The sequence below is a fragment of the Bacillus sp. Bos-x628 genome (genome assembly GCF_040500475.1).
Lineage (GTDB): Bacteria > Bacillota > Bacilli > Bacillales > Bacillaceae > Bacillus > Bacillus maqinnsis.
Map to the genome: position 1 here is coordinate 1,559,941 of NZ_CP159358.1, position 24,383 is coordinate 1,584,323.

33 protein-coding genes are annotated in these 24,383 nt (G+C 40.3%); all 33 read right to left on the reverse strand.

Features of this window, described 5'->3' with window-relative positions:
• Positions 1-21: 21 nt before the first annotated feature.
• The 33 genes from ABVJ71_RS08190 to ABVJ71_RS08350 all read right to left on the reverse strand — a co-directional run bounded on the left by ABVJ71_RS08190 (position 22) and on the right by ABVJ71_RS08350 (position 24,372).
• On the reverse strand, positions 22-651 hold the full coding sequence (locus tag ABVJ71_RS08190) for a hypothetical protein (RefSeq protein ID WP_353856428.1): 630 nt from the start codon (positions 649-651) through the stop codon (positions 22-24).
• Positions 648-1,832 carry a baseplate J/gp47 family protein gene (locus tag ABVJ71_RS08195; RefSeq protein ID WP_353856429.1) on the reverse strand — a complete coding sequence of 395 codons (1,185 nt, stop codon included), beginning with the start codon at positions 1,830-1,832 and terminating at the stop codon, positions 648-650. Before ABVJ71_RS08195 ends, ABVJ71_RS08190 begins: the two co-directional genes overlap by 4 nt.
• Positions 1,816-2,172, reverse strand: a complete 357-nt coding sequence (locus ABVJ71_RS08200; RefSeq protein WP_353856430.1) for a DUF2634 domain-containing protein — start codon at positions 2,170-2,172, stop codon at positions 1,816-1,818. The genes ABVJ71_RS08195 and ABVJ71_RS08200 overlap by 17 nt, the downstream gene beginning before the upstream one ends.
• On the reverse strand, positions 2,169-2,516 hold the full coding sequence (locus ABVJ71_RS08205) for a Gp138 family membrane-puncturing spike protein (RefSeq protein ID WP_353856431.1): 348 nt from the start codon (positions 2,514-2,516) through the stop codon (positions 2,169-2,171). Before ABVJ71_RS08205 ends, ABVJ71_RS08200 begins: the two co-directional genes overlap by 4 nt.
• Positions 2,516-3,481: a hypothetical protein gene (locus ABVJ71_RS08210; protein WP_353856432.1), complete on the reverse strand. Its 966-nt coding sequence runs from the start codon at positions 3,479-3,481 to the stop codon at positions 2,516-2,518. The genes ABVJ71_RS08205 and ABVJ71_RS08210 overlap by 1 nt, the downstream gene beginning before the upstream one ends.
• Entirely contained in the window at positions 3,468-3,824 is a 357-nt protein-coding gene (locus ABVJ71_RS08215) for a hypothetical protein (protein ID WP_353856433.1), read from the reverse strand. Before ABVJ71_RS08215 ends, ABVJ71_RS08210 begins: the two co-directional genes overlap by 14 nt.
• A 13-nt stretch (positions 3,825-3,837) precedes the next feature.
• Positions 3,838-4,392 carry a LysM domain-containing protein gene (locus ABVJ71_RS08220; protein ID WP_353856434.1) on the reverse strand — a complete coding sequence of 185 codons (555 nt, stop codon included), beginning with the start codon at positions 4,390-4,392 and terminating at the stop codon, positions 3,838-3,840.
• Positions 4,393-9,087, reverse strand: a complete 4,695-nt coding sequence (locus ABVJ71_RS08225) for a transglycosylase SLT domain-containing protein (RefSeq protein WP_353856435.1) — start codon at positions 9,085-9,087, stop codon at positions 4,393-4,395.
• A 158-nt stretch (positions 9,088-9,245) separates the two neighbouring features.
• Positions 9,246-9,542 (reverse strand): hypothetical protein, encoded by a 297-nt coding sequence (locus tag ABVJ71_RS08230; RefSeq protein ID WP_353856436.1) that lies wholly within the window; start codon positions 9,540-9,542, stop codon positions 9,246-9,248.
• A gap of 97 nt (positions 9,543-9,639) precedes the next feature.
• A complete protein-coding gene (locus ABVJ71_RS08235; protein ID WP_353856437.1) occupies positions 9,640-10,035 on the reverse strand; it encodes a DUF3277 domain-containing protein in 396 nt (131 codons plus the stop codon).
• Between the two features lie 14 nt (positions 10,036-10,049).
• Entirely contained in the window at positions 10,050-11,078 is a 1,029-nt protein-coding gene (locus ABVJ71_RS08240; protein WP_353856438.1) for a DUF3383 family protein, read from the reverse strand.
• 5 nt (positions 11,079-11,083) lie between these two features.
• On the reverse strand, positions 11,084-11,554 hold the full coding sequence (locus ABVJ71_RS08245) for a hypothetical protein (protein ID WP_353856439.1): 471 nt from the start codon (positions 11,552-11,554) through the stop codon (positions 11,084-11,086).
• The gene (locus tag ABVJ71_RS08250; protein WP_353856440.1) at positions 11,511-11,900 is read right to left on the reverse strand and encodes a hypothetical protein; all 390 of its coding nucleotides are present in this window, start codon (positions 11,898-11,900) and stop codon (positions 11,511-11,513) included. The genes ABVJ71_RS08245 and ABVJ71_RS08250 overlap by 44 nt, the downstream gene beginning before the upstream one ends.
• Positions 11,900-12,403, reverse strand: coding sequence for a hypothetical protein (locus tag ABVJ71_RS08255; protein WP_353856441.1), 504 nt, complete (start codon positions 12,401-12,403; stop codon positions 11,900-11,902). Before ABVJ71_RS08255 ends, ABVJ71_RS08250 begins: the two co-directional genes overlap by 1 nt.
• A 4-nt stretch (positions 12,404-12,407) precedes the next feature.
• Complete coding sequence (locus ABVJ71_RS08260; RefSeq protein ID WP_353856442.1) at positions 12,408-12,743, reverse strand: phage head-tail connector protein; 336 nt, start codon at positions 12,741-12,743, stop codon at positions 12,408-12,410.
• 14 nt (positions 12,744-12,757) lie between these two features.
• Complete coding sequence (locus ABVJ71_RS08265) at positions 12,758-13,636, reverse strand: phage minor head protein (RefSeq protein ID WP_353856443.1); 879 nt, start codon at positions 13,634-13,636, stop codon at positions 12,758-12,760.
• Between the two features lie 11 nt (positions 13,637-13,647).
• On the reverse strand, positions 13,648-13,800 hold the full coding sequence (locus ABVJ71_RS08270; protein ID WP_353856729.1) for a hypothetical protein: 153 nt from the start codon (positions 13,798-13,800) through the stop codon (positions 13,648-13,650).
• Positions 13,797-14,732 (reverse strand): phage major capsid protein, encoded by a 936-nt coding sequence (locus ABVJ71_RS08275; protein ID WP_353856444.1) that lies wholly within the window; start codon positions 14,730-14,732, stop codon positions 13,797-13,799. The genes ABVJ71_RS08270 and ABVJ71_RS08275 overlap by 4 nt, the downstream gene beginning before the upstream one ends.
• Before the next feature lie 12 nt (positions 14,733-14,744).
• Positions 14,745-15,323, reverse strand: coding sequence for a DUF4355 domain-containing protein (locus ABVJ71_RS08280; RefSeq protein ID WP_353856445.1), 579 nt, complete (start codon positions 15,321-15,323; stop codon positions 14,745-14,747).
• A gap of 33 nt (positions 15,324-15,356) precedes the next feature.
• Positions 15,357-16,793, reverse strand: a complete 1,437-nt coding sequence (locus ABVJ71_RS08285; protein WP_353856446.1) for a phage portal protein — start codon at positions 16,791-16,793, stop codon at positions 15,357-15,359.
• A 4-nt stretch (positions 16,794-16,797) separates the two neighbouring features.
• Positions 16,798-18,000 carry a PBSX family phage terminase large subunit gene (locus ABVJ71_RS08290; RefSeq protein ID WP_353856447.1) on the reverse strand — a complete coding sequence of 401 codons (1,203 nt, stop codon included), beginning with the start codon at positions 17,998-18,000 and terminating at the stop codon, positions 16,798-16,800.
• Entirely contained in the window at positions 17,991-18,716 is a 726-nt protein-coding gene (gene terS / locus ABVJ71_RS08295) for a phage terminase small subunit (RefSeq protein WP_353856448.1), read from the reverse strand. The genes ABVJ71_RS08290 and terS overlap by 10 nt, the downstream gene beginning before the upstream one ends.
• Before the next feature lie 179 nt (positions 18,717-18,895).
• Complete coding sequence (locus ABVJ71_RS08300; RefSeq protein ID WP_353856449.1) at positions 18,896-19,480, reverse strand: hypothetical protein; 585 nt, start codon at positions 19,478-19,480, stop codon at positions 18,896-18,898.
• An 81-nt stretch (positions 19,481-19,561) separates the two neighbouring features.
• Positions 19,562-20,014: a hypothetical protein gene (locus ABVJ71_RS08305; RefSeq protein ID WP_353856450.1), complete on the reverse strand. Its 453-nt coding sequence runs from the start codon at positions 20,012-20,014 to the stop codon at positions 19,562-19,564.
• 137 nt (positions 20,015-20,151) lie between these two features.
• Positions 20,152-20,364 (reverse strand): transcriptional regulator, encoded by a 213-nt coding sequence (locus tag ABVJ71_RS08310; RefSeq protein WP_044445062.1) that lies wholly within the window; start codon positions 20,362-20,364, stop codon positions 20,152-20,154.
• Positions 20,365-20,602: 238 nt separating this feature from the next.
• Complete coding sequence (locus tag ABVJ71_RS08315) at positions 20,603-20,752, reverse strand: hypothetical protein (RefSeq protein ID WP_186302382.1); 150 nt, start codon at positions 20,750-20,752, stop codon at positions 20,603-20,605.
• 123 nt (positions 20,753-20,875) lie between these two features.
• Positions 20,876-22,336: an HIRAN domain-containing protein gene (locus ABVJ71_RS08320; RefSeq protein WP_353856451.1), complete on the reverse strand. Its 1,461-nt coding sequence runs from the start codon at positions 22,334-22,336 to the stop codon at positions 20,876-20,878.
• Between the two features lie 184 nt (positions 22,337-22,520).
• Complete coding sequence (locus tag ABVJ71_RS08325; RefSeq protein ID WP_353856452.1) at positions 22,521-23,036, reverse strand: sigma-70 family RNA polymerase sigma factor; 516 nt, start codon at positions 23,034-23,036, stop codon at positions 22,521-22,523.
• 13 nt (positions 23,037-23,049) lie between these two features.
• Entirely contained in the window at positions 23,050-23,172 is a 123-nt protein-coding gene (locus tag ABVJ71_RS08330; protein ID WP_353856730.1) for a hypothetical protein, read from the reverse strand.
• 102 nt (positions 23,173-23,274) lie between these two features.
• A complete protein-coding gene (locus tag ABVJ71_RS08335; protein ID WP_353856453.1) occupies positions 23,275-23,484 on the reverse strand; it encodes a hypothetical protein in 210 nt (69 codons plus the stop codon).
• Positions 23,485-23,512: 28 nt separating this feature from the next.
• A complete protein-coding gene (locus ABVJ71_RS08340) occupies positions 23,513-23,764 on the reverse strand; it encodes a hypothetical protein (protein ID WP_353856454.1) in 252 nt (83 codons plus the stop codon).
• The gene (locus ABVJ71_RS08345) at positions 23,764-24,150 is read right to left on the reverse strand and encodes a hypothetical protein (protein ID WP_353856455.1); all 387 of its coding nucleotides are present in this window, start codon (positions 24,148-24,150) and stop codon (positions 23,764-23,766) included. Before ABVJ71_RS08345 ends, ABVJ71_RS08340 begins: the two co-directional genes overlap by 1 nt.
• A gap of 18 nt (positions 24,151-24,168) precedes the next feature.
• Positions 24,169-24,372 carry an XtrA/YqaO family protein gene (locus ABVJ71_RS08350; protein ID WP_353856456.1) on the reverse strand — a complete coding sequence of 68 codons (204 nt, stop codon included), beginning with the start codon at positions 24,370-24,372 and terminating at the stop codon, positions 24,169-24,171.
• Between the last annotated feature and the right edge of the window lie 11 nt (positions 24,373-24,383).

The following is a 24,383-nucleotide window of genomic DNA, read 5'->3' on the forward strand; positions in this document are numbered from 1 at the left end:
TTCCCTCCTTTAGAAACGTTATTAGATTGGTAGTGGATAATCATCTTCCGGCTCAAAAATTCCGCCTAATGTTCCTCCGTCATTTCCATCAGAAGAAAATCCGAATTGACTTATCTCTATTTCATCGGGAATAGACGAAAAACTGAAAGTGCCATTAAGGTTGATGTAGGCAACCCTCACGCCAGCTGCTACAGTTTTTTGCACAATTGAAGAAAATTGAGTAGCCGACATGCCAATTTTATTAAGTGCTTCGAGGGGGGCTTTTTTTACGATTATTGCCGCTGGCTCATTCTCGTTGTCCTCTTTTACTGTATATATGTTAATTTCGCTGTACTCACAGTTGAGCGTTTTAGCTAGGGCTTCAATTATTCTGTTTGTAGTACCGTCAGAAATATTCCTTGCCACTTTGCCACGAATCAGTACCCGATAAATTTCATCAGTAGCTCTGCCTCGATTTTGTGCAACGTTATCACCTATTAGATCAAGTCCGCGACCTTTTGCGTTATCTATATCACGCCATTTTTCTGCTGTAATCAGTGTCTTTTTTACTGCGGTAAGTTGCTCATCTACAATAAAAAAAAGCTTTCCGATATTGCTCTTCTCATCTTTTTGAAAAGCATCGGTCAGCTTGTTGATTAAGTCCTTAATCATACGTGTACCACCTCGATCTCCGAGAATAAAACCTGTGCAACCTGTTTAGGCTCGATCTCTATGTTTGACTGCCCAAGTGACTCAGGGCTTTTTCCGATCTTGATTACAACATCATCAACACCTGCCACTTGATATACAGCATTATATAGTTGAGACAAAATAACATCGTCACCCATTTGGGAACTGGTAAATGATGAGCCTGATTTGTCCACTCCACCGATTTTATAAACAACATTGTTTTTGATTTGATCATCACCATCAGCCGGATATGATGCGTTTGTCTTTATCTCCAAATGGACATATATTTTTACTTCTTCGGCAAAATCGAATTTGATTGTATGATCAATGCCACTTAGATCAGTAATGACCACTGATTGACTTCCTACTGTTTCAATACCCGCCGCTACGCTGTTAAATATTGAGTCAGCAATATCTTCTTTGATTCCACCAAGAACATAAGCATGTATGCTTTTCGGTGGATTCCCGTCTGCATCTATTTCCATTGTGTTATTCATTACGACATTAGCAGATCGGACGCCTGCTGTTTTTATTAATGCCGCAATGATGCCACTGAGTGTAGAGGCAGAACTGCCCTCAACTGATTTTTTTATACGAGCTCTGAATTCAGAATCTGTTTCCTCATCGGCACCGCCTGCCGATGGTTTCGGATTTGTAACTGAATACACGCCCTCAGAAGGCTCTGCCTGCACAGTAATGGTGTTTGCCGCAACATTGTTTATAACGCCCTTAGAAAGCGAGACAGCCGTTCCTGAGCCTGTTCCATTATCCTCAATAACAACGTCCTCTATTAATTCAAAATAGATGCCTGATTCTGTAGTAAACTGAGTTTGTTCTTCAATTACAATGCCAGGAACTCCTGTAAAGGACAGAGTTACAACTGACTCTGAAGCTGGCTCCCTGGTAATTCCCGAGTTACTGCCGAGACGATCAAGCTGCACACCTTCAGATTTACTTACAAATCCGCTGTTATATACTCGTTCAGCAATATCCCAAACGCCTGCTAAAAACCAAGCGATGATTCTAAAAATGATTCCTAACGGAGTTCGACTTGATGTGTTTACATCTTCACCAAATTGTTCTTTTGCTTTATCTTCCATCTCGTCCACAATGTCCGAGTATGTTTTACGTTGAAAACCCGTTTCATCAAGCAAGATCGACACCTCCTATCTCAATAGTCTCTTCATCCTCTTTTTTCATTTTTACATGCACTGTGAGACTGCGAGACTCTTTATCCATTAAAAAGTTCACAGATTCTACACTTGAAATACGCTCTTCTTGAGAAATCGCATTGATGATGTCATATTGCGCCTCTTCTTGATCAAACTGTTTTCTTAAAATGTTGCTACGATCAAGACCGACATGTTCATCAAGTTCAAATTCCCCCATACTTGTTTTAAGAATCATTTCTACCGATTGAGCCAACTCAGCGTCACCCTCAACCATCTGTAGCTCTCCGTTTTCGAAGCAGATATCTCCGTTTTTAAGCTTGAGAGTCTTCATCCTTCCCACACCCCTATGACGACTGGATCATTTATGCTATGTGTACGGCTTGAATCAGGATCAAAGGTTTGATTGCCATCCAAGTTATCAAGTGACCGTTCAGCAAAAGAAACAAATACACAGCCCCCCACCTTTATATCAGCCTCAACATGTTTCAAAACAGGCGCATGCTCAATCAAAGGGTATTCATGAAGATATTCACCATCATTGGTTTGAAACAGCAATTTCAGATCAGCAGTATGTTTTTCAGCATCGTAATTTACAACCCGAGCTGGTGCCGTTGTATGAATTGACTGTTTTATCCGTTTCTCGAATGCATCAAAAAACCTTGTCGCTTTACTCATTAAATCACCTTACATTCTGTAAAAAAGTCATTACCGTCAAAAGAGTGGGTCCCCTCTTTTACTCGATATTTTCCTTTTGCTGTCTTACTGTTCACTTCTATGATTGAGGCTACTGCAATACGATGCTGCAGAAGACACTTCACCTTATATCCTTTGAGATCATCTTCCTCAAATTGTTCTGGCGTTTCTACAAGACCTGTCGCCTCTTCGAGCTTAAAACGTTCGTCATCCCCTTGGTTGAGTGGCCGAATAACAGGGCGGCCGCGTCGATAATACATGACAGCCCCAGCGTCATGTATGACCTCTTCAAGATTGTTTTCTATTAATCCAGTGACACGATAGCCTTTTTTGTATACTTTATTTTTTGGCAAATTAATATTTTTTACTTTAATGCCGAGTACACGTAGGAGCTTATTAACTATCTGTCTTGAGGTAGTACCAGCTTTGAATGTGATTTTCATGTATCTCTTACGATATCTGACCTCTGTCCGAGTACCGTAATTTCTAACAGTTTTATATGTCCGACCATTTTTGTCTTTTTTTACAGTCACCACTGGTTTAGCGAGCTTGTACCGTTTTTTCACATAATATTTTTCAGCAGGATCAGCATTTTCAGTGGTTACTTTCATATGGGTGTAATCATCGCCATCTTTTGAATAGATGGTTGTTACTTTATTCAAACCGTCCCAATTATTCAGTACCTTGGTCACTTTACCGATAGTTAAAACGCCATAATCGTCTTTATAACCAGCCTGAACAGTAATAGTGCTACCTTTACTTATTTTGCTGATTGAATCTTTGCTCAGGTTGTATATTTCAACCTTTGTTTCATTCGGTTTAAAGTCATCATCAAACGGTACTTCAAAATGAATTTCTAAGTCTCTATAGTCGAAGGTAGTCTGTGAACTGCCGTTATCTATCGTGATCTTAATGACGCGCCCAAACAGCATTTTATTCGTTACCATCGTCTTCTCCCTCCGCACTGTCCGAAACATCATCAATATAAAGAAACACAGTTTGCATAAAATTCTCGTATGTAACCCGCATTTCTGTATTCGATTCATCCATAGGGATAAGGGAAGGCGCTGGCAATTTCTCGTTTACGATGTCTTCCCACAAAGGGACATTTAAAATTAATTTTTCGCCCAGCACGATTGGTTCCATAATCTGATCGTATAAATCAAGTGAAAAACTATCGTCTGTTTGGTTGTAATTGATACGCAAAATGAACGTGTCATCTGCTAAATCAAATTCAAACTGCTGTGGTATGTCCTCTTTGTCAAAAGGAATGTAGTCTCTTGATGCCACGCCTTTCCCTCCTTCATCTGATCCTCATTTTGACCCCTATAGGAATTCTTCGGTCCGGCCATGGATTCAGCCTACGTAATGCATTTACTGTGGTGCCGTATTTACGTGCACAGCCCCAGTAAGTGTCACCCTTCTTGACCTTGTGGTATAGTTTGCTGGATTTATTTGTTTTCTTCTTACTTGCTTTCTTCTTTTTTCCAGCCGTTTTCACTTTCTTTTTAACCCATGGGCTTTTTGCAATACGGATTTCTTGCAATTCTATTGAGATAGTAAAACCGTTTGTATAATCACCTGTGTCGCGATCTATCTTTGTAATGATCACATTTTTAGCAATCTTTCGCCCTGTATATGTCATAAGTGTGCCAGCATAAGCTTGCTTTTTTAGATATTCATAATCACTATTTGCTGTTTTTCCTAATAAATAGCCAGAGATTGTTGTCGTCTCTGGCTTTCTTTTTACATGATCTGTGATCGGAACCCCTTTTTCAACTGGATACGAAGTGACATCCACATCCGCACCATCAGATTCCTTTTCGTTTATGAGATTAATCTTTCCGAGCTTTGCCAATTAATAAGCCCCCTCTGGTGGATAAAGCGACTTCAGCATGTCGAACATCTCGTCAAATGTATCAGTTACAGCCTTTTTCACCTTGGTTTCTGTTCCTTCACTGCCGCCCTCAACTTTTACATTGATTGACGGGTTAAAAGTGATATTGACAGATCCAGTGCTTGAACTTGTAGTAGCTTTATCTGGTGTGTACCCAGTATCCGCACCAAGCTCCCGACCGAGTGCAGCATACATTCCGAGTGATTGGTTTCTATATCTTGGCTCAGTAGTGATGACATACTCTCTAAAGCCATTTTCGCCAAGTGCTGCAACTTGTGGGCTATTAATGACTCCACCTGTTGCATAACCTCTATAAGGTCCACCATGAGCCATAGAAACGAGCCCAGGGTGTTTTAAAATGCCGCCGTATCTGCTGTTCAAGTAATTGATAGCAGCAAGGATCTGGTCAACTGGATTTTTAATGTTTCCGTGACCCGGTTCCTTATGAGCGTTGAATGTACTTGGTATAAACTGCATAAGACCTTGAGACGGGTGTCCAGCTTTCCAGTTTGAATCCCATCTGTTCACGACATTAGGGTTTCCGCCTGATTCTCTCATGGCAATTGTTTCAAGTGCGCCAGCATACTCAAAGCCAAGCCCCTTGATTGATAGCGCTTGAGCTACCCACTTTTTAACAGCTTTTGAGCCACCACCTGAAAAACTTTCAGCGTAACTGGACATTTTGTCTTTAACAAAACCAATCGCATTGTCTTTGACAAATTTAAAGGCTCCTCTCGCCATATCACCGAACGACCCTAACATAGAAGGAGCTTTAACACCCATGTTTTCAAGGACTTTTGTTAACAGTTTGGATGGATGCCCGATATAATCAAAAACATCCAGAGCAATGTCTTTAGCTTTTTTCACCACATGTTTTGCGCCATTAATTGCTGATGTGGCCTTGTCTTTGACCCAACCCAAAGCACCTGAGATACCCCCGCCAACATTTCCACTATCGTATGCAGGGAGGGCCGACAAAGCAGCCCTTGTCTGTTTTGCAGATAACACCTCAGTGCCTTTCGGGAGGTTCATCAGCGTATCAGTTGCAGGGCTAAGTCCCACTTGACCTGATGGGGTACGGTACATTTCAGGACCAGCGTTTGACCCTTTACCGTCTCCAAGTATCGCCGGACCTCCCGGGTGTCCTCCGGTTCCGTGTGCATATTTCGGTACTTCCCATTTAGGGATATGCTTATCTTTCAAACCGATCTTATCAAGGACCCAGTTTACTCCGCCAATTACACCATTTACGCCTTTTCCGAGTACCCCAGCAAGTTTATTCGCTAGGCTACGCACGCCATCTGTTGCCTTGTGAGCCATATTCTTAATACCATCACCTATTTTACCCGGTAAAGCTTTGGCAGCATCGACAATATCCCAAAACTTATCAGTGACCTTCTTCCACAGATTGTGTGCCAAATCACCGACTTTTGTTTTGATATAGGTCCATCCTTTGATAATTCCATCTGCTGCGTTAGACACCAGATTTTTCACCATACCAACGGCACTAGAGAAAATTTGCTTCACTCCGTCCCACATCATGCGGAAATTCCCAGTGAATAAGCCTTTGAAGACATTCACGATTCCCATAATAATGCCAAATGCACCCTGTATAATCACAATGATATTTTTTAGAGCAAATTGAATTATTGAGAGCACAACTGGAAAAACAGCAGTCACGATATTTAAGATGAAACGGATCGCCGGAATGACAACAGTTGTGATGATATTCCCCAGAAGTTGCAAAAGAGAAACAACAATCGGAAGAGCCGCTTGTATGATTTGCATGATCTGTGGGAATACCTGTTGCACAACCTGAATTAAAATAGGAAGTGCAGCTTGAGCCAACTGTATAATGATTGTTGCCACTACAGTAAGCAATTGTGCCACGATCGGAAGAACAGCCATGATGACCTGTTTAATAATCGGAAAAACTTGCTGCACCACTGATAAAATTAACGGCAACACTTGAACCGCTATTTGTCCGATTGATGACCCTAAAAGCTGAATCAATTGCAGAACAATGGGAAGAGCTTTTTGTACAATACTCATGATTAACGGGAACGCAATCTGAATCATCTGAACCAACATCGGTAAGGCATTTTGCACAATTGAAACAAGGACTCCTGAGAAACTACCTATCAGTTGAATAATGATTGGTAGCACCGCATTAATTACGCTCAGAATAACCGGGAAAATCGTCTGGAATCCTTGGACAAGTAACGGCAGAATGCTGCTTGCTATTTGCAAGACACTTGTCCATAAAGTACCCGACAACTGCATCCAAGCTGAAAGCAATTGCTGAATCAGTGGCATGATTTGCGGACCGATTGTCTGGAACGTTTGTGAGATAGATGCAGCAAATAAAACAAGTGTGCCGCCTATCTGAACAAAAGATTGCTGCAGTTGTCCGACTAGTTGCTGGAACTGCGGTGTCAATTGAGTGACCAATTGACTGAAAGACTGTTGAATCGTGTTGATGATTGGTTGCAATGCCTGAAAAACAGCCATAAGAACAGATTGTACCGATGTCCATGATCTCTTTAAGCCCTGGCTTACATTTTGGTTTGTTTGTTGCATGCGATACAAAGCGCCAGCAACGCTCAAAATGGCACCGACAGCTACACCGATAGGCCCTGACACTCCGAGGAATGCAAGTCCGATCGCCGCAACAAATGGTGCTACCAGTGAAACCATTCCCTTAAAGCTAGATAAAGCGACTTTCAGTTGCTCCATGAAACCTGTTACGATTCCATTTAGCCCGTCTGACAGCCCTTTCCCGAAGAAATCCGAGATTGTCTTTCCAGCATTATGAATGAAGCTTGACACAGTTTTCACAGCCGTTTTGTAAGCCGACTCAATACCAGCTACTAATTGAGGGTGTGATTCACCGAGACGATCCCACAGTTTTAAGGACTCGGATTGTATCTTATGAATAGCCGTGATAGCCACTTTTTGTGCGTCCTTAAAACCTTTCATGAAGGCAGGCTTTAGTTCCTCAGCTTCTTTGATCATCGTATGGAAAGCACCGACAACCGCCGATTTTCCCATGTCAGCAAAGCGTTTCATCGCTTCTGTCGCTGGCTTGAATCTCTCCTGAAGCTTATCGAAATTCTTGTACAGCAAATAAATTCCGGTTACAAGGAGAACGATGGCCCCAGCTACGACATACACCGTGCCCGACATAGCCGCCAGCCCGGTTACAACTGGACCAATGAACATCCACAAACTACTGAGAGCTCCAAGGAAACCATTCACTAACCCTATTCCTATCGCTAATGGCGATAAAAGTAGGGTTAAAACAGGAATGAGAAGCATAAATCCTTGGATCATTTTCGAAAGAACAGGGTGTGCCTTATTAAACTGTATGATTAGTTTTGCAACGGCCGTAATGCCCTTGTATATTGCCATCGCAAACGACGCAAACACTTCGATCGCTGGCTGAATAGCTTTCAGTAGTGTACTGCACATCTCTTCCCATGCTTTTGAATAGCCCGGAACTGTTTGTGTTGCCGCTTTATGAAGCCCTTGGAACATGAAAAAGTTTGTAAAGGCTGCACCCAGTGCCACCATTTGAAAACGCATATAACCCTGAGTGATCATCATTGTCATATCGTTAAGCTCTTTCATGTTGGCAGTAGGCCCGAGCATTTTCAGAGCCAAATGCGCAGCAGTACCCTGCTTCGCCATGTTCTCAAGCGTATTCGATACAGCCAGACCCGCTTTATTTACTTGATATAACGGGTTTCCCATTCTGTCATAATTGGCTGCGATCTTCTCAGATTGAGTAGATCGGGCCATTAGTGTTCCGACAGTCTGCAGCATACTCATACGCATCATTTTATTGTTCTTCATCATGTTATCTGTGGCTTGTTTGTGAGCTCTTCCCAGCCTGTACACTTCATCCATAAACTGCTGATTGGTGCCAGACCAACTGTCCATCTGGTTCCCTAACTGAAAGAAACCATACTGAGCCCGAATCATTTCATTCCGGAAACCTGACATATTGTATCGTTCATTGTTCCATGCCTGCCGCATCTCGTTCATCATTCGGATTGTGTCTTCTTCCAAACCATGAGTTGAACCGCGCAAAAAGTTCATTTCACGGCCATACTGCCGCACACCCCTATAATCTGGGGCTGGGACAGCTACCGCTGCCACGTTATTTTGAACACTTTGAGTGCTCGATGTAACGTTTGTGCTTGGTGCAGACGTACCAATGCGACTCATATCAATGTTATTCAAATTCTGCCTGAGTTGATCAATTGATTCATTGGCGTTTGTTATCGACGTCTGATCAACATTGATATTGACCTCAGACGGAAGGCTTTGAATAAGTCTGCTTGTCTCTTGTACCTGGGTATTCAGCTGGCTCAAACGGGATGTAACTAAGTCGATTTGAGGCCCTAGCCGTTCTATCGTTTGACTGGCAGTTTGTAACGATGAGTTGTCCAAGATCATATTCATATGGATGTCTCTAAAATTCCGCTGTTGCCTTTGAACCTGAGCCATCCGTGTACGCATCTGTGAAAAACTGCCGCCAGCATCGCCGACATGATCAACGAGCCTATCTATTTGCTGATTTGCTCTTTCTAGAGGGGAGGTATCAACGTTCAATTCAACGTCAATATGTGTACTTCTCAATGCGTCTGACAACGTTCATACCCCCTCATTTCTTTTTATTCCTCTTGTTTTCTTGCTCAATATGGATGTCGAGGGCTGCGTTTGCTTCAAGCAGAGTATCGAGATCCATCGCCGCGACCTCCGAGAAGGAGAACTTCTCAGACATCACGAGCCGATACATAGGCCAGTTGTCACTTGCCTTCTTTTTGTAAAACTGTTTCGGCTTCGGTTTCGGCGCTAAGAAAGGTCTGAACCTCTTTCATCAGCTCAAGGAAACCAGGTTTCTTATCAAAGTAGTCATAGCTTACTTTGGGTTCAACAACTACTTCTTTCATGTACAGTTCATACAGTTTCGCAGACGAAAACATACCAGTATTGATATTGATCGCTTCATCATTGTACTCAATTGAACGACGTGTTCCTGGGTGTTGAAGAGTGTACTCAGTTCCTTGGATAGTTACTTTCTTTTGTTTACCGAATTTTGACATAGGTTTTCCCTCCGATTGTTTAGTTTGCATATATTGAAAAGCAGCCCTATTGGACTGCTTTCTTGCGTTTGATTTTTTCATCTTTCCCATAGCTAAATTACTGTTCCAATACTGTATAGTCAAAGACTTGAATCTCGAACTCACGATCTCCAATCTCGTCACTGAATTCAGCGTCAGCAGGCTTTTTGACCATTGCTTCTGTCCCGCCGATTTTTTCCTGACCTCCTGTAACCCAGATCGGGAATGTTTTGGCTGTATTAGCCAGTTTGTTCAGGTATGGCACAAATGGCGATCCCATGGAAAGTGTCAGTGTGATTGTTCCGAGTGGGTTGTTTTTCGTTGCAACACTGACATCACCCTTGGCACTGACTTTCGTCGAAAACTTTTCTTCATCTTTGGAACATGAAACCATTGTGCCCTCGGAATAACCGGTTACGATTTTTCCGTCAATGTTCGTGTTGACTTCATTTGCATCATAAACGTATGCTGCCATTGTTTAAATCCTCCTTAAATTGATATTTCACCAGTGATTTCAGCAGAATGAACCGCACCAGCCAGCTCAAAAGTAAATGACAGACCGTCGTATACACGATTTTTTCTGTTTTCATCTGTAATTTGATCACGGGTTTTAGTGCTGATTGAATACACTGGCTGCCCGTCTGCATCTTCAGCAACGATGCCATTTGCAAAAGCTGTTTGCAGAACGTTTGTAACCTGTACACTAAGCAATGTAAAACCAGCATTCGAGAATGGAATTCTGCCGTTGTTTGAGAATGCTGATTGAATAGATGTTTCAATATTCAATTTCACCCAATCTTTTCCGTGTAGCACGTCGATATATTCCCCAGATGCAGTAATGCCCTCAGATGTCTCATTGTGGCCAGCTTTAGTTACATAAGCAATAGCTCCTTCTGTGTGTAGCTTCTTCAGCTCATCTGCCTTAATATCTTGAGGCGTGATGCCTACGATATTTTTAAACTTCCAAGTTACCGATCCAACCGTTTGAGAAGCAACCGAACCAACGAGTCCAGCGTCTGGATGCTCGTCATTTATCGGATGATAGAAAACGATTGTACGGTCCTTGCCTTTATAAGAAGTAACCTCTTCACGATCAGTTACCTGTAATACTATAAATTTATATGACTTCTCTTCCATCGCTTTTGCCGCTTCCAGCCTTTCGTCCGCTGTCGCATCAGCAAGAATCAAGAAGTGCCAGTCATTGTCGAAATACTCATCAAACGCATTACGGATGGAGAATGTCTCTGCTGTAGTCGCTCCACCCTTCGGTGATTCAGTACCTCCATAAGTACCGATTGCAACCTTTGACGGTGCATTGTCACCCTGCGCAAAGATAGCCGCAGCCTTTTTATATGTTGCTGTGGTTTCTGCATAATCTTTCTTAATAGATTCTAAAGAGCCGTATTCTTTATATGTGTTGTGACCGTCTACCTTTGCTAGAATCAGAGGTGTTCCCAATCCTTTAAGACTGGACGGTTTCACTAAGTCAATTTTGACTGTAACGTCACTAAGTGGCATATGAATTACCCTCCTATATTTTCAATTCGCACAGAGTCGAAAACCTCTGCATTTTTTTCTCCATGAATGACACGTGTTCTAAAACGCGCATCGAATCCATGACGGCGTTCTGTGTCGACCGTGATAAATGTATCTCGATTGCCGAAACCGTCGTTCCTGACCCACACAAGCCTATTATCATGGAGTTTTTGGCGTGCTTCACCTGTTTTGAAGTACGTAGCAGTTTGTTGAGCAAGGGAAATGGCTTCAATATGGCTATTTGAAATCCATGTAAAAGAGAAAACAAGCTCAATGTCTTCCATTAACGCTCCCTGTTCTTCAATGCCTCTATGCTGAGCTAAATATGGAGATGTCACGGTATACGTGCAAAAAGGATAGACAGGTTGTTTCCCTGTTCCATTTGCAACGATAACGACATGACCTGTTTTCTCTCTAATCAGTCCTAGGACTGTTTGTATTATGCTGTTGTAGTCCATCTGAATTGATCACCGCCTTTAAGATATAGCTGTTGAAATCGGCATACGTCCCAAAAGGCGTCATTGCTTCAATATCAAAGGTGGCACCTTCAAAAAGCACCTGAGCTTTCAGAGGAAATTCATTTTTGATAAATAGCTGCCTGTCCATTGATGTAAGCCGCCCGCCAGATTGATAGACCAGTTGTGACTGTAAAGGAACTATTGCCCCTCTCTCAGTTGAACTTATCGGCTTTGCTGGTACCCATTCACCGAGGTTGTTATATAAGCCCTCTTCAGATGGAATAAGCAACGTAAAATCAACGCTGTATCGCTTAATCAGATCAGAAAAAATGAAATGATTCCCCATCAGCTTTCAACCTCATAATCCATCGAGCCAATCATTTCCCCAGTATCAACCAATGGATTTGAAGAACCCTTCTGCTTGGTTGTAAAGGGATGGTTAGCTGGGTTTCGTAAATCTCGCGCATATACTTGGAGCCGCCCTTTCGCCAGCAGACCGACCATTTCCATAATGTCCTTCATTGAATCGCCATTGTCTAAGGCTCTATTGACCAGATCCTCTACCTTTTGAACGATCTCTTCCTCGTTCTCGTCCCATCCAGCACGGATGAAAGAACGCTCTGGAATGTTGATATATTGAGTATCTTTCTTAAGATACAGCCCTTTTGAAGCAAGATAGTTCCTCATACGATCAGTTACAGCAATACGGCAACCGAATTCATGAACAGCCGCAATCATTTGACGCTCACTGTCTAGGATTCCGACTTTCACCTTTCCAACGGAACTGAGGTTTTTTATGACTTCTGGAATACGGTTGCTATCTCGTACCCGAATGTTTCTATGTGCCATTTAATCACCTCAATGGTTTAAAACGGATTTTTTTGTATGGATGAAAAAAATCAAACGCAGGCTTATACCTAACGTCATCCGCAGTGTATGTCTTGCTCATTCCGCCAATTGATTCAGCTTGAACACCTTTTGGGCTTTCTCGATCAATTTCAATCATGAGAGCAATTCCCTTCTTCACGGGACCTGGTAATGATTCAACCCCATCTGGCCCAACAAAAGAGTTATTGCACTCCTCCTTAACGAAAGAAATCGCGTCTTCAAGGTCTATTTGTAACTTTGCATCCTGAGAGGTGTCTTCAGCTGGAATCCCTAGTCTGACTTTTAATTCTGCCAAGTCCATTTCTCTCAATCCTTTCAAAAGACCGGTTCATATGTCGCAAAACATCGGCAATTAATATCATTTGATGGATCACCGCTTTGTCCCGGCGCTTCTGCCGTTACATGAACACCATTTTTATTGATGCCCAGGTCAAACGGCTCATTTATCATGCGTTCTTGACCTTCTAAATGGACATGATCAGCATATTTTGTTTCTCGTACTCTTTCATCACCAACGTTGTGCCAGGTCTTTTTCATGTCAATGCCCCTCGACTGAGCTTTTTTAGCAGCGTCGAGCGTTGCTTTTTCCCTTATGCGATGCATTTCTGTATTTACTATGCGCTTTGAACGGTTGTAACTCAGACCGACATCAGACTGCAGCTCTTTGGCTACCTGAGCAAAGTGTTTCCGCTCAATAAAACCACGTTCAATTGTCTTGTTAATCTGCTGTATTGTCTTTTTGCGATCGGTTTCAATGGCTTTGTACATCTGTTTACTACTAATAGCCTTCCGAACGTCCCAAGAAGTCCATTCAGCAGGTAAATTAGCCTGATTGAGTGTTATTTTTGGCTGTGCAAGTGTAATTCCTAACGTAGCCAAAAAGCCAAGGATAAGCCAGTTGTAAGATGATTCGTAGATTTCTTCAAGAAATTCTATGATCATAGCTTTGACTTTTGCTGAAAGATCACTAATCAACGATGTGATTTCCCACTTTAACCGAGTTAGATCACCGTGTCGGTTAGCGTCAGCAAGAGTCGGTTCTTTGGTTTGATCAAGCTTGACGAATAACGCCGTCAGCTTTGACAGCAAATCTTTTGAAGCACGCTGAAAAAGCCGCTTGAGTTTCCGTAAGAATTCCTTGGTTTTACGGTTCAACGGCTTCAAAAGCTCTTTTTCAGTTTGTTCTTTATCCACCGTTATCCCTCCTATTCTTCCGCCTGTCCCTGCTCCGTCTGTTCAGGTTTTTCTTCTTGTTTCTCTTTGCCCTTATCGAGTTTATAGCCTAAATCTTTGTAGATGACTTTAAAGGCTCGTTCAGTGACTTCAAGAGAGTGTTTGCCTTTTTTTACTCTCATCACTCACCAGCAGCTCCTTTTGGCGTGATAGCAGCAAATGCATCATCAGCTAAAGTAGTGAACCCTACTTGCATAGTTGCACGAAGAGCAAACATGTCTCTTTCAAATAGATTGATAGGTACATTATTTTCATCTACTGCTGTAGTGAGCGTAGCATCAGTTGAGATCGTATACTCGATATCTTGCAAGATTCCGTAACGAGCATAATCCCAAGCGCCTGTAATTAATTCTGCCTTTGATTTATCCCAAGATTCACTGTTAACAAAACCAATAGGTAAGCCCAATGCTTGAGGCACTGCATCTGCTGTGACTTGATTAAATAATGGCAACCCATTGTTATCTTTTGATGCTCTTAGCTTCTGACGAAACGTTCGAATTGTTGTAAAAGCATCAGGGTCTTTGTCTGCATCTTCAATTAGAGCCATAGCCGCCGCCAAATCATCATAAATAGTTGACCCATTGCCTGCTCCTGAACCCAATTCAATTTTTTGACCAGATGCATCAATTCTTTCCATGATAGATACACCTTTTTCAAAAGGTGAATTTTTACCAAATAAAGCGGCTTGATCAAATTTAATTGCAAATGCTGCTCTAATCGGGTCTTGCATTTGAGTAAAGAAGTCTGAAACAGTGTATCTTAAAAACTCTTTTGAAACGGGAATGATTACCCCAAGCTTCTTGGTTGTCATCTTTGCTGTTAGCCATTTAGCAGTGCTGGTTTCGATTCGTTCACCTTCACCAACCCAGTAAGCTCCCGGACCTGAAGCTAGGTATGTGAATGTCTTTTCAGGTTTTGTCATTGGTTCATATTTTGCTAGTTGAGAAATTGCAGAAGTTTGCATGAACTCTTTCAAAACAATCTCTGAATGTTCTGTTGGAACCTTTCCATTTACTGCATCTTGTAACAAAACTGTTTTCGGATTAAATGTTGGCATTCATAGCCCTCCTTATTTTCTAATGCTTGCTTGATTTGCAAGTTGTGTAATATCTACACCGGTTGAATGAGCGGAGCCATTCCCGCGCTCAATCGAGCGGCCCGATTCTTTGAATTTCGCTTCTACCGCATTTTGCAAAGCTGAATTGAATGACTCTTCAAGCTTGCTAAGATTTTCGATTGTCGCTTCTTCGTTTTCACCAATAAAAAAGTCAATAAGTCCTTTAGGAAGCTTTTTTTCATCAGCAAACTTCAAGGCTTTATTGACTAATGTTTCTCTATTGCGGGCCGCTCTTTCAGCCTCTATTTCTTTTCTTAGCTTCTCAACTTCAATTTGTTCGGGTGTCTTTGCAGGATTTCGCTTTGATACTTCATCCTTAATTATCTTTTCAAGATTGTTAGCCTTCCATGTCTCAAGACCTTTGGTGAAGTGTTGGTCCAATCTTGGTTGTAGAAGCTTTTTTCCTTCTTCCGTTTCCAAGAATCCTTTCACCTTGTCCGCTGACACGGCTGATAGTTCCCCTAGAAACGTTTGTACTTCTTCATTCTCTTTATTTTGCTCAAAAAACTGTCTGATTTCTTCAATATTCATTCTTTTTCATCCTCCAAGCCATGTAGTGCGAGCCTACATGTCAATGTTTTCCGTCTTTTCACGACTTCCGGCAGGTCGTGGTTCAGTCTCTATCTCCTCATCGAAACTATAAATAGAATCGATTTTCTCTTCATTCATTCGATCTAATTCGTATTGCACATCATCAACGAATGTAAGAAGTGACAGCCTTGTTTCTTCACTTACAAGACCTTTGAGTTTCGCTGTTGTTTCTGCTTCTTCTGCAATGTTCGCTGGAAGGTTTCGTGTAAATGTAAACCACACCTTCAAATAATCATCACCTCTGATAGCGGCGTTTTTCCTTGACCAAGCAGAGCACAGTAATTTATATTGATACCTCAATGCGGCAGTCATTTTCCGCTCCATAGTGATACATTTGTTTTCTAAAGCCATGAGTTTGTAGCGCATCGCCACCCCAGTTAGGTTACCGCCAAAAGCTTCATCTGAGAAATTCACAGACTTTGAAAAACGCATAATGTTTTCTTCTAAACGATTCAAGTGATTTTCAATCATTGTGTCGTTTATGTCTTTGGTCAGAAACTTTACATCATCGTTTTCACCAAAAAGCTCAAAGACTCCATGCTTTTTGAGGTTTTCGAGTGTTTCCTCGTCAGCTCCCGCACCCTTAAAGATAATGTAAGCAAGACGCAACTGCTCAATCTCATTTGATGCGTCTGATAATGTACGGTCATAGGCATCAATCAATGAATAAACCTTTTCAGCATCACCCATAAGCTCGTCGTTGTTTGGCAAGCCAAATAAAGGACAGTGGTCGAATAGATGTTTAAGAATATCAACTAATGTCCATCCATTTTCAAGCTTCTCAAAATAGTAAACTTGAGAAGAATCATAAAACTCCGCTTTGTCACGTTTTATCTGCTTTCCGTCTATCCAGGTTGTTACCTCATAGTACCTAAGAGCATATTCAGGTTCGGTTATATTATTTCCGATAACGGCTACTTCCCACGGATCAATATTTATGGTTCGTACTTCGCCTGACTTATCGACATAAGCCAATCGAGTAGCATAACCACAAATAGCCGCTTTCTTTCCTAATTCGCTGTCAGCATCTTCAATGGTGTTGAGTAGATTAAATCTATTGATCGCTTCTTCTAAAGCGTTTGATTTAACTTTGTTTTTGTCCACCTCATAAGTGATAGGATGACCAAACATGTAACCTATTTTTGTATCAACAATTTCACTGTCAAAGCCATTGTTTAAGCGATTATTGACTCGATCATCTATCCTTAATATCGCACCTGTTTCAAAGTCTTCTTGATGCTCCAATTGAAAAGCATCCCTTCGTAGGATTGGCACACCCTCGATAGATGCTTTGTATCTTTCATATTGACTTATCATCATAGAGCGTTTCTCTTTATGTGCATCAATAATGGCTTGAATGACCTCTCCCGTTATTTCACTCTTTCTTAAATGCTGTAAAAACTCATTCATTTGATCACCTCTCTCCTTTGCGCCTCATCGGTTTATTATGTGTATAAAGGGCATACCTCACAGCATCGAGCACATCGTCCCATTCTTTAACTGGGTCACCCGTCTTTTGATTCCATACATACATGAATATTTCTTGTTTGAAACGTTTCACCCTGTCTTCAACGACAAAAAGCCTGTTCTTTTTGAACAAGCCTGCTACCTCCTCTATACCAGACACTACAGCCTTATCAGCATTCAAGGCTCTTATCCTTTCACGCCTGAACCTAACAACATGTTCTGGCCGAGCGGTATCACAATAAAAGTTAATGCTGCCGTATCGCTCTTTTATATCTTTCGCCACTTTGACCCAGTAATCTATTTCTTCATGCTGCGCTGCGTGCTCTTCCAAGAGATAATAATTTTGCTTATCATCCTCACCAATAACAATGATGGAACCAAAATGTTCATACCCCCAGTCAACCCCAGCGAAGTATTTTACAAAGTTGACTTGATCTAATTGATCTGACTGGATGTAATGCACATCTTTGTTAAAGTCTTTGTATATTACGCCTTCTGGCGCAACCCAATAGCCATAAATATCCCTATCCGTAAACATACCGCTCGGTGTTGATGCGATTATACTCTCTACGTATTCGGGGTCAAGAAAGTTATTATCAAACAGGGAAAAATGGAAAGCTCTTATGTTTAGTCTCCCGTTTTTAAGTCGTTGCCCGTCTTTGTCAATGTAATCTTTTTTAACTGTGTGCATTGGGTTTTCAGGGTTTGTATCCATTAAAACCATTGCGCCTTTGTATGAGCAACGGGATATAACTTCCTTTACAAATGAATCGTGCAGAGCGGTTGCTTCATTTAAGAATGCACCGGCAGACGTAAAACCTCTTGCCTTTTTCCACGAGTCGACATTAGCACCATCAAAGCAATAGACTCGATTACCAAATATCTCAACAGCATTTGCTTTGTCGAGTTTCAATTCCTTTTCTAATATCAATTCAAGATCATTTAATACGTTACGTTTGATAGCTGCTTGAGTAGCACCGCCAATGATAAATGAAAGCCCCTTGTTTTGAAACTTGCTTATGTGTGCTAGGAATGCCAAAAGGAGCACGAATGTTTTTCCTGCTCTCTTTGCTCCACTACACAAAAGTATTTTAGGACGCTCTTTTATGAAGCATTCCCAGACCTCTTTCTGCTTCTTATTCAATTCCAATGTTCATTCACCATCTTTTGAAGCATCGTGGCTATTTTGTTTTCTTTGTTGCTTTCTTTGCCACTGTCAATGGACTTTTTAGTCTTTTCGATATTTAGGCGCATCTGCTCCAATTTAAACCGTCTTTCATCTGTTTCATGAGCTAACCCTTCAAACTGTTTTATCAAACTTCTAAGCTCTGACATTGCCCTAGATTGAGCATTTAGAAAAGTAGCATGCCTATCCCATGCAAACTGGAATTCGTATTCTTCTTCCTCAATATCAGCGGCATCTGAAACGACTGACTTTTTCTTTTTAAGCTCTTTGATCATTTCGTCTTTACTTTCAACGAACATGATCTTCTGTGCTCTTACGATTGCAGTAAATTGAATCTGTATTTGCTCCCACAGCATGTCTACTGGCGAAAACTCCTGAATGTCCTGCATGATTTCAAACGCATCTGCCGGCATGTGCTTTGAGTAAAAGCCGTGTGTCTTTGCGTTTTGGTTTCTTGGTGGAGCACCGTCGCTATTTCCTACAGCGTTTTTGTTGCCGGGTTGCCCACCTTTTTTTGTGTGCACACTTTTTTCATTGGGTGCACCCTTTTTCCTTTCCCAACCATGCCGCTTTTTCCACGATTTTATGGTGTTGATCGACACCCCGTATTTCTCGGCAAGGTCCTTGTATTTCATACCTTTGACGTAATCTTTCTGCGCCTGAATGTGCTTGTCTGCCATTTACATTCACCGCCGCCTCCTTCTGATTCGTGTTGTTTTGGAAAAGATATTCCCTCTAAACCACCACCGTGCTCAAGCCGTTAACCGCCAATTGTCTATCCTGAGACTTACCGGAAGCAGTTTACAGGGAACAAAAAAAGCACCTTAATAGAGGCGCCATTTTATTCATTATTAGATTGTTAAGAGTTATCACTTGAATTACTTTGATTTTTAAACTCATTTACTCTGTCCATAAAATATTCTAGGTTTCTAAGGAAATAGTGATAATTTATCAGCATAATCATTATTAGAGCACCATTACCAATTTCAAGTATTATCGTTTTTTCGCTGAGTAAGTTTAGATCTGTCTTACAGAGGATTGCTATAGTCACAAATGACAGCATTAAGCTTGTAAGTAAGCCTCTTCTCGCATGTAGTTGCCCTAAACGATAACTGTATATGTTTTTAATTCTTTTCCCAAGTTCTTCTTCTTCAACGATTCGCTTATCAATCTTAAATTCTTTATCAAAGTAAACTAACCATTTTCTTTTTCTGTATTCTGGAATTACGAACCAGAAAAACAAACTAATCTGATGAATGATATGCCCTAAAATTAATCCTAGTGCTGCTGCTAGTGCAGTAAAACCTACTAGCGAGAAACCTTTATACTTTAGAATTTGGGGTATATACTCTGGTTTGTTTATTAAATACAGCAGGGTTATAAATATCATAAACACCCATCCAGGGAGTCCCCATCTTACTAAATATTTAGATTCAAAATTCACCTTTATCGCCCCCACCTTATTATCGGTGAAAGGAAAAGACAAAGGAACCATTTGCGAAATTTGTCGAACGAAAATCACTTTTCATCCTTTTCTTGCCTTTACTTGCTCAAATGTTTTTAACATGTAACCTGTAACAATTCTATCCTTTCTGTCTTTATCCAAAAGCCACATAACAATTAGAACCGATATAATCACAATCAAAAATCCTAATATTTTAATTACATTAACATTAAATACAGCCGTAAGATATGCAACGAATAAAGGAATCACTGCCATTAAGTTTCTTCTAACAGGATCTAAACTGTTATCCAAATGATAAAATCTAGCAATTGCAAAATCTATGGAATCCATATCTAAGCTGCGAAGTAAAGACAAGTTCTTTTGATAATGCTCCTTCGTATTACCGAATATGAATATCTTTTTAAAATAAGAAACTAAATCTTTCTCTGGATATGTGTAGATCACATCTTCTAATTCCTTTAATTGTTCGTTCTTTTGTTTATTATTAGTTGTGGTTTTCTTCTTTTTACTCAATTTCCTTCACTCCTCAATATTATTATCGGATAAGATTGATAAAGTTGAGGAGTCTACAAAATTTGTCGAACGAAAGCGCCCTTCATAAATAGGTGCAGTCGTAAGACAAAAAAAGCACCCTTTAGCTGCGGGTGCAATCAACGTTTCTTTTTATAGCCTTCAATATCTTTTCTCAAGAATAGGCGATCTCTGTTTGTAGTTTTAATCGGAATCAATGTTTTGTAATCAACCAGCTGCTTAAGATTCTGCCGGCTGCATCCGATAATCTCAATGGCTTCAGATGTCGTAATGACTTCTTTATCCATGAATTCTCTCAGCTCGTCAATACTTTCAAAAACAAATTTAGTCATTCCGCGTGTTCCTCCATTTAAGGATGATATTTATTATAGTGATTACCAACCAACTAAGAGCCAAAACCATTGTAATGATATCCAGGGTGTCTAAATTGCTGTAATCTTTATCAGCAAATACGATGACGAACAGAATAAAGAATAAAATTGTTGAGCCGTCTAGTATTTTTTTCATTTGTTTGAGCATGGAACACAAAGTGTTATAATATGGTGAGGGGGAAGTGATCCCCCTATTGGGTTATTTGCGACGTTTCTTCTTGGCGGGAGAACGTCGTTTTTTGTTTTTATTATCCTTCATTTCCTTGATGTTCTTGACCATCGTTGTAATTCCGGTAAGGATTGCAACCAGCCAAGCCAAGTCCCGAAGGATAATTTCAACCATTTCCATGCTCTCTCAACACCTCCTTTCGATACTTTAATTATATCAGTTATATTTACCATCGTCAATATAAAATTCGTAATATTCTTTTATTTTCATCATAACAAAAGAGCATCATTACGATGCCCCATTTTAACCAACTATTAATTTAACCGAAATTTTGACCCATTCGTCAGGAGATTCATTTTCTAAATCTAAATGCGTGAATTGAGCTGTGTACTTTACATCATCATTTAAAAACTTTGAAAACTCTTTGGAATAGTATTTTGGTACATATCCAATTCGTTTATTATCTTTTGTAAAAACTGCAACAGCATACTCATCATATTGATTATCTGGTTCGGATTCGAGTTTAACCTGATCATCAATATTGATTTTATCAGCATTTTCTTGAATTTCCCCATATCTGGCACCTGCTAAATCAAATACAACCTCAAAAGGAGAATCTTTTTTATACTTAATGCTCTGTATAAATTCAAAGTTGTCTGTTGCTAACCTTCCACGTGTTGCTTCGAGGATCTCTAATTCTGTAGCAGTAGATTCTAAACCATAACGATCTAATATTTGTGGATAATCTTTTCTTTTAGGCTTAGGCAAACGATTTTTAATGCTAACGAACAATTTCCCCTCTGATTTATAAATTACATCTATATTTGGAAAGTTAGGGTAATCTTTAAATCCGTTCTTCTTCGCTTCATAAACTTCAGGTTTTTTATATTTAAAAATATAAGTATCGGATTCAGAGTTATATTTCAATTCCCCAACAACAAAACGACTTCTAGATTCTTCATCTTTCCATATCATCAATAAATTATCGATTTCTTTATTCATTTTATCACCAATTTTTAGAATAATTTCTTTTCTTTTTTTAATGTAATTTATAACAAAACATTTTTGATTCTTAGTAATCACATCTTCAGGGATACCAGTAACAATTCTTTCAATTTCATCATCAGTTAATGAATTTATTTTATCAATATTATTTTTAACCTCAGCAGGAAATATACTTAGTAGCCTTTTTAACATAAGGAAATGATTTTCTTTTTTCTTATCGAGCCAACCTATTTTCCCTTTTCCTCTATATATAAAACGAAGAAAGTCACTCTCCGACGAATTATAATTCTTTGCCACTTCATCAGTTAGTTCTCTTCCTAGGCTTGCACTATTATCGTAAAGAGGAGAGATAAACTCTTCATCATGTTTCTCATGTCTAGTGATCCCCCAATTATCTTGATGTCTATCACCATTACCAACTAATGCGTCAAAAACTATTATCTTTAGAAAATCCATAAACAGATCAAATCTACTCAAGACCTCAAAAATCAGCTGAATATTATAACCATTATTTTTTTCGTAATCATAATTTACAGGAAAGAAATTCCCCCCGTCATAATGATTATAGCCAGCACTCTTATTCACAAAAAAATAACTTAGACAGCCGATCGCACCATTTCTCCTAGCAATATCTACTTCGGCACACTCAAACCCAATTACCTTAGCAATTTCACTGCAAACTTTTTCAGCCCAATGTTCTCCACGGTTTTCTCTAGGTATCTTGAACATTGCTATTTTCCCATTTTCAGGATTTCTCAACCATACCTTGGTTCGCTCTCCAACACCTGGACCATTATTTAAGTCGTCTATTTCCCATTCAGATACATCAATAATACGGTAAGCGATTTGATATCACCTCTATATGGATAGTTTGAAGTTTAATATTTAAACAAATTATACCATACTAGCAAAGCTTATAAGACATGTTCAATACAATTAATTGTTATGCTAAACAAAACAAACTATAATTAATTCTATTTTTCATTTTCAAACGGGAACGCTCAATGTTTTTCTGCACTGTTCCTTTTTTTATGTTCAGCAGCTGGGCGATCTCTTCGAAAGACATGTTTTGCACAGTATGCATGATGAAAATGTCCTTCTCTCTTTCAGTGAGTACCGAAAGGGCATCAGCAATTCTTTCTTTGTCCCAATCGCTTACCTCTCCTTCTGGCTCCTGATTGATCGCATATTCTTCTGGCATTGCATCAATGATACGTGGATCAGCAAGAATCGTTCTTTGATAAACGTCCCTTCTGTCAGCTCCCCGGCGTGCTCCTGGTTGTCTTCCGTTCTGCAGCCATTCGAGAGTGAATTCAATATCGCTGATCATACTACCAATGATTTTCTTATCGTTCTTTTGTTCTGCTGTCATTTCATTTTCTGGTGTTTCCGAGAATGCCCGATACATCTTTCTCGCTTCTTTTAACGCTCTTTTGTATTCAATGATTAAATCCTGCATGTTTATCCTCCTCTTATTTACGCTTAAAAGCGCCGCCTTTGGCTCTTTTTAACCTCTGCATGTTTTGCCCCATCAGCTCACGTATCTCTCTGTCAGTGAGCTTCTGCGTGTTCTTTTTGGGCTTTTCCTTCTTCATGTTCATCCTCCGTTCAGGTAAATAAAAAACGGACACCAACCAGCACCCTTAAAAGGTGTTGATCAGTGTCCGCAGGCTCTCCGTCTTGGACTTATTTAGTTGTTAAGCCATTGCCTTAATATGAAGATCCGTAATCCATTTCATTAGTCCTTCAAAAGTCGGTTCGCGTTTTTCAAGATGGCAGTTAATCATATACATTTTCAGATTTTCACCCACATCAGCAAGCCATTCTAATCCAAAATATTCTGCATAAGCTTTCTGTTCATAGTCTTCTAACATATCCGCCATTTTCTTTGCAGTCATTTTCGTCATTCCGTTTCCTCCTAAGCCGCTAGGCTGTTTAATTTCCGAAAAATCCAGCAATCAAGATGATGCCAATGAATACAAGTATCGGAATCAATACAAGTGCGTTTGACTCACGTTTTGCTAAGACCACGTTCCCCTCGATCACGAGATCATCATTTTTGCGTACCAGCATCGGCACCACGTAATCCGGCACTCGGAGATATGTAGCCGCATCCTCGATTGTCATTGCTTGATGTTTGCAGGCTTTGACAGCCTGCGACAGTTCAACGTGTTTTGGTAGACTCATTATTTCCCCGCCTCCATTAGTAAAGATCGTTGTAAGTTTTTCAGTTCAATGGTGACATCGGCTAGTTGCTCCGTAGCTCTGTTTGCCTGTGTTTCAGCCTTTTTCCATTCATTCAAATACTGCTCATTCTTTTTGTTTGAAAACCTCAATTCTTGCTTTAGACGCTGAATCTCGTTGTATAGGTCCATATCTGATTCGATAACAGGTACGTCCACTTTTTGGAGAAATTCAGTTGCAAAGTATCCTGAAAAACCTTCTAGGAAAACAGCAGGTGCGCTTGGATTAAATTCATCACCTGCACATGTCCACACTCTGCCCTCGTTCAATTTCGCTTCTAAACATGTATGCATTACGACCATGTCGCCTTTTTTGAGTTTCTGGCTCATAATCTCTCAACCTCCGATTTATTTGATCTTGTATCCTATTTCATGGTCAACTCTTGCAAAGTGACCTTTAGCAGTTTGAATGATTGTTTTTCCGTGTTCAGGTGCATCAGTAATGTGGGCGGTTCCTTCGTTACCGTCTATTACGATGATGCGAACCTTGCCATGTTCTAAATTCTGATGAATAGTTGTTTCAAAGTCTTTTATTTCTTTTGGTTGGTTCATCCGCTCCGCCC

Excerpts from the sequence above, each read along its gene's own strand:
- ABVJ71_RS08190 (WP_353856428.1), bottom strand. The coding sequence starts at position 651 with ATGATTAAGGACTTAATCAACAAGCTGACCGATGCTTTTCAAAAAGAT.
- ABVJ71_RS08200 (WP_353856430.1), bottom strand. The coding sequence starts at position 2,172 with ATGAAGACTCTCAAGCTTAAAAACGGAGATATCTGCTTCGAAAACGGA.
- ABVJ71_RS08205 (WP_353856431.1), bottom strand. The coding sequence starts at position 2,516 with ATGAGTAAAGCGACAAGGTTTTTTGATGCATTCGAGAAACGGATAAAA.
- ABVJ71_RS08210 (WP_353856432.1), bottom strand. The coding sequence starts at position 3,481 with ATGGTAACGAATAAAATGCTGTTTGGGCGCGTCATTAAGATCACGATA.
- ABVJ71_RS08230 (WP_353856436.1), bottom strand. The coding sequence starts at position 9,542 with ATGTCAAAATTCGGTAAACAAAAGAAAGTAACTATCCAAGGAACTGAG.
- ABVJ71_RS08235 (WP_353856437.1), bottom strand. The coding sequence starts at position 10,035 with ATGGCAGCATACGTTTATGATGCAAATGAAGTCAACACGAACATTGAC.
- ABVJ71_RS08240 (WP_353856438.1), bottom strand. The coding sequence starts at position 11,078 with ATGCCACTTAGTGACGTTACAGTCAAAATTGACTTAGTGAAACCGTCC.
- ABVJ71_RS08245 (WP_353856439.1), bottom strand. The coding sequence starts at position 11,554 with ATGGACTACAACAGCATAATACAAACAGTCCTAGGACTGATTAGAGAG.
- ABVJ71_RS08250 (WP_353856440.1), bottom strand. The coding sequence starts at position 11,900 with ATGGGGAATCATTTCATTTTTTCTGATCTGATTAAGCGATACAGCGTT.
- ABVJ71_RS08255 (WP_353856441.1), bottom strand. The coding sequence starts at position 12,403 with ATGGCACATAGAAACATTCGGGTACGAGATAGCAACCGTATTCCAGAA.
- ABVJ71_RS08260 (WP_353856442.1), bottom strand. The coding sequence starts at position 12,743 with ATGGACTTGGCAGAATTAAAAGTCAGACTAGGGATTCCAGCTGAAGAC.
- ABVJ71_RS08275 (WP_353856444.1), bottom strand. The coding sequence starts at position 14,732 with ATGCCAACATTTAATCCGAAAACAGTTTTGTTACAAGATGCAGTAAAT.
- ABVJ71_RS08280 (WP_353856445.1), bottom strand. The coding sequence starts at position 15,323 with ATGAATATTGAAGAAATCAGACAGTTTTTTGAGCAAAATAAAGAGAAT.
- ABVJ71_RS08285 (WP_353856446.1), bottom strand. The coding sequence starts at position 16,793 with ATGAATGAGTTTTTACAGCATTTAAGAAAGAGTGAAATAACGGGAGAG.
- terS (WP_353856448.1), bottom strand. The coding sequence starts at position 18,716 with ATGGCAGACAAGCACATTCAGGCGCAGAAAGATTACGTCAAAGGTATG.
- ABVJ71_RS08310 (WP_044445062.1), bottom strand. The coding sequence starts at position 20,364 with ATGACTAAATTTGTTTTTGAAAGTATTGACGAGCTGAGAGAATTCATG.
- ABVJ71_RS08315 (WP_186302382.1), bottom strand. The coding sequence starts at position 20,752 with ATGGAAATGGTTGAAATTATCCTTCGGGACTTGGCTTGGCTGGTTGCA.
- ABVJ71_RS08325 (WP_353856452.1), bottom strand. The coding sequence starts at position 23,036 with ATGCAGGATTTAATCATTGAATACAAAAGAGCGTTAAAAGAAGCGAGA.
- ABVJ71_RS08330 (WP_353856730.1), bottom strand. The coding sequence starts at position 23,172 with ATGAAGAAGGAAAAGCCCAAAAAGAACACGCAGAAGCTCACTGACAGA.
- ABVJ71_RS08335 (WP_353856453.1), bottom strand. The coding sequence starts at position 23,484 with ATGACGAAAATGACTGCAAAGAAAATGGCGGATATGTTAGAAGACTAT.
- ABVJ71_RS08340 (WP_353856454.1), bottom strand. The coding sequence starts at position 23,764 with ATGAGTCTACCAAAACACGTTGAACTGTCGCAGGCTGTCAAAGCCTGC.
- ABVJ71_RS08345 (WP_353856455.1), bottom strand. The coding sequence starts at position 24,150 with ATGAGCCAGAAACTCAAAAAAGGCGACATGGTCGTAATGCATACATGT.
- ABVJ71_RS08350 (WP_353856456.1), bottom strand. The coding sequence starts at position 24,372 with ATGAACCAACCAAAAGAAATAAAAGACTTTGAAACAACTATTCATCAG.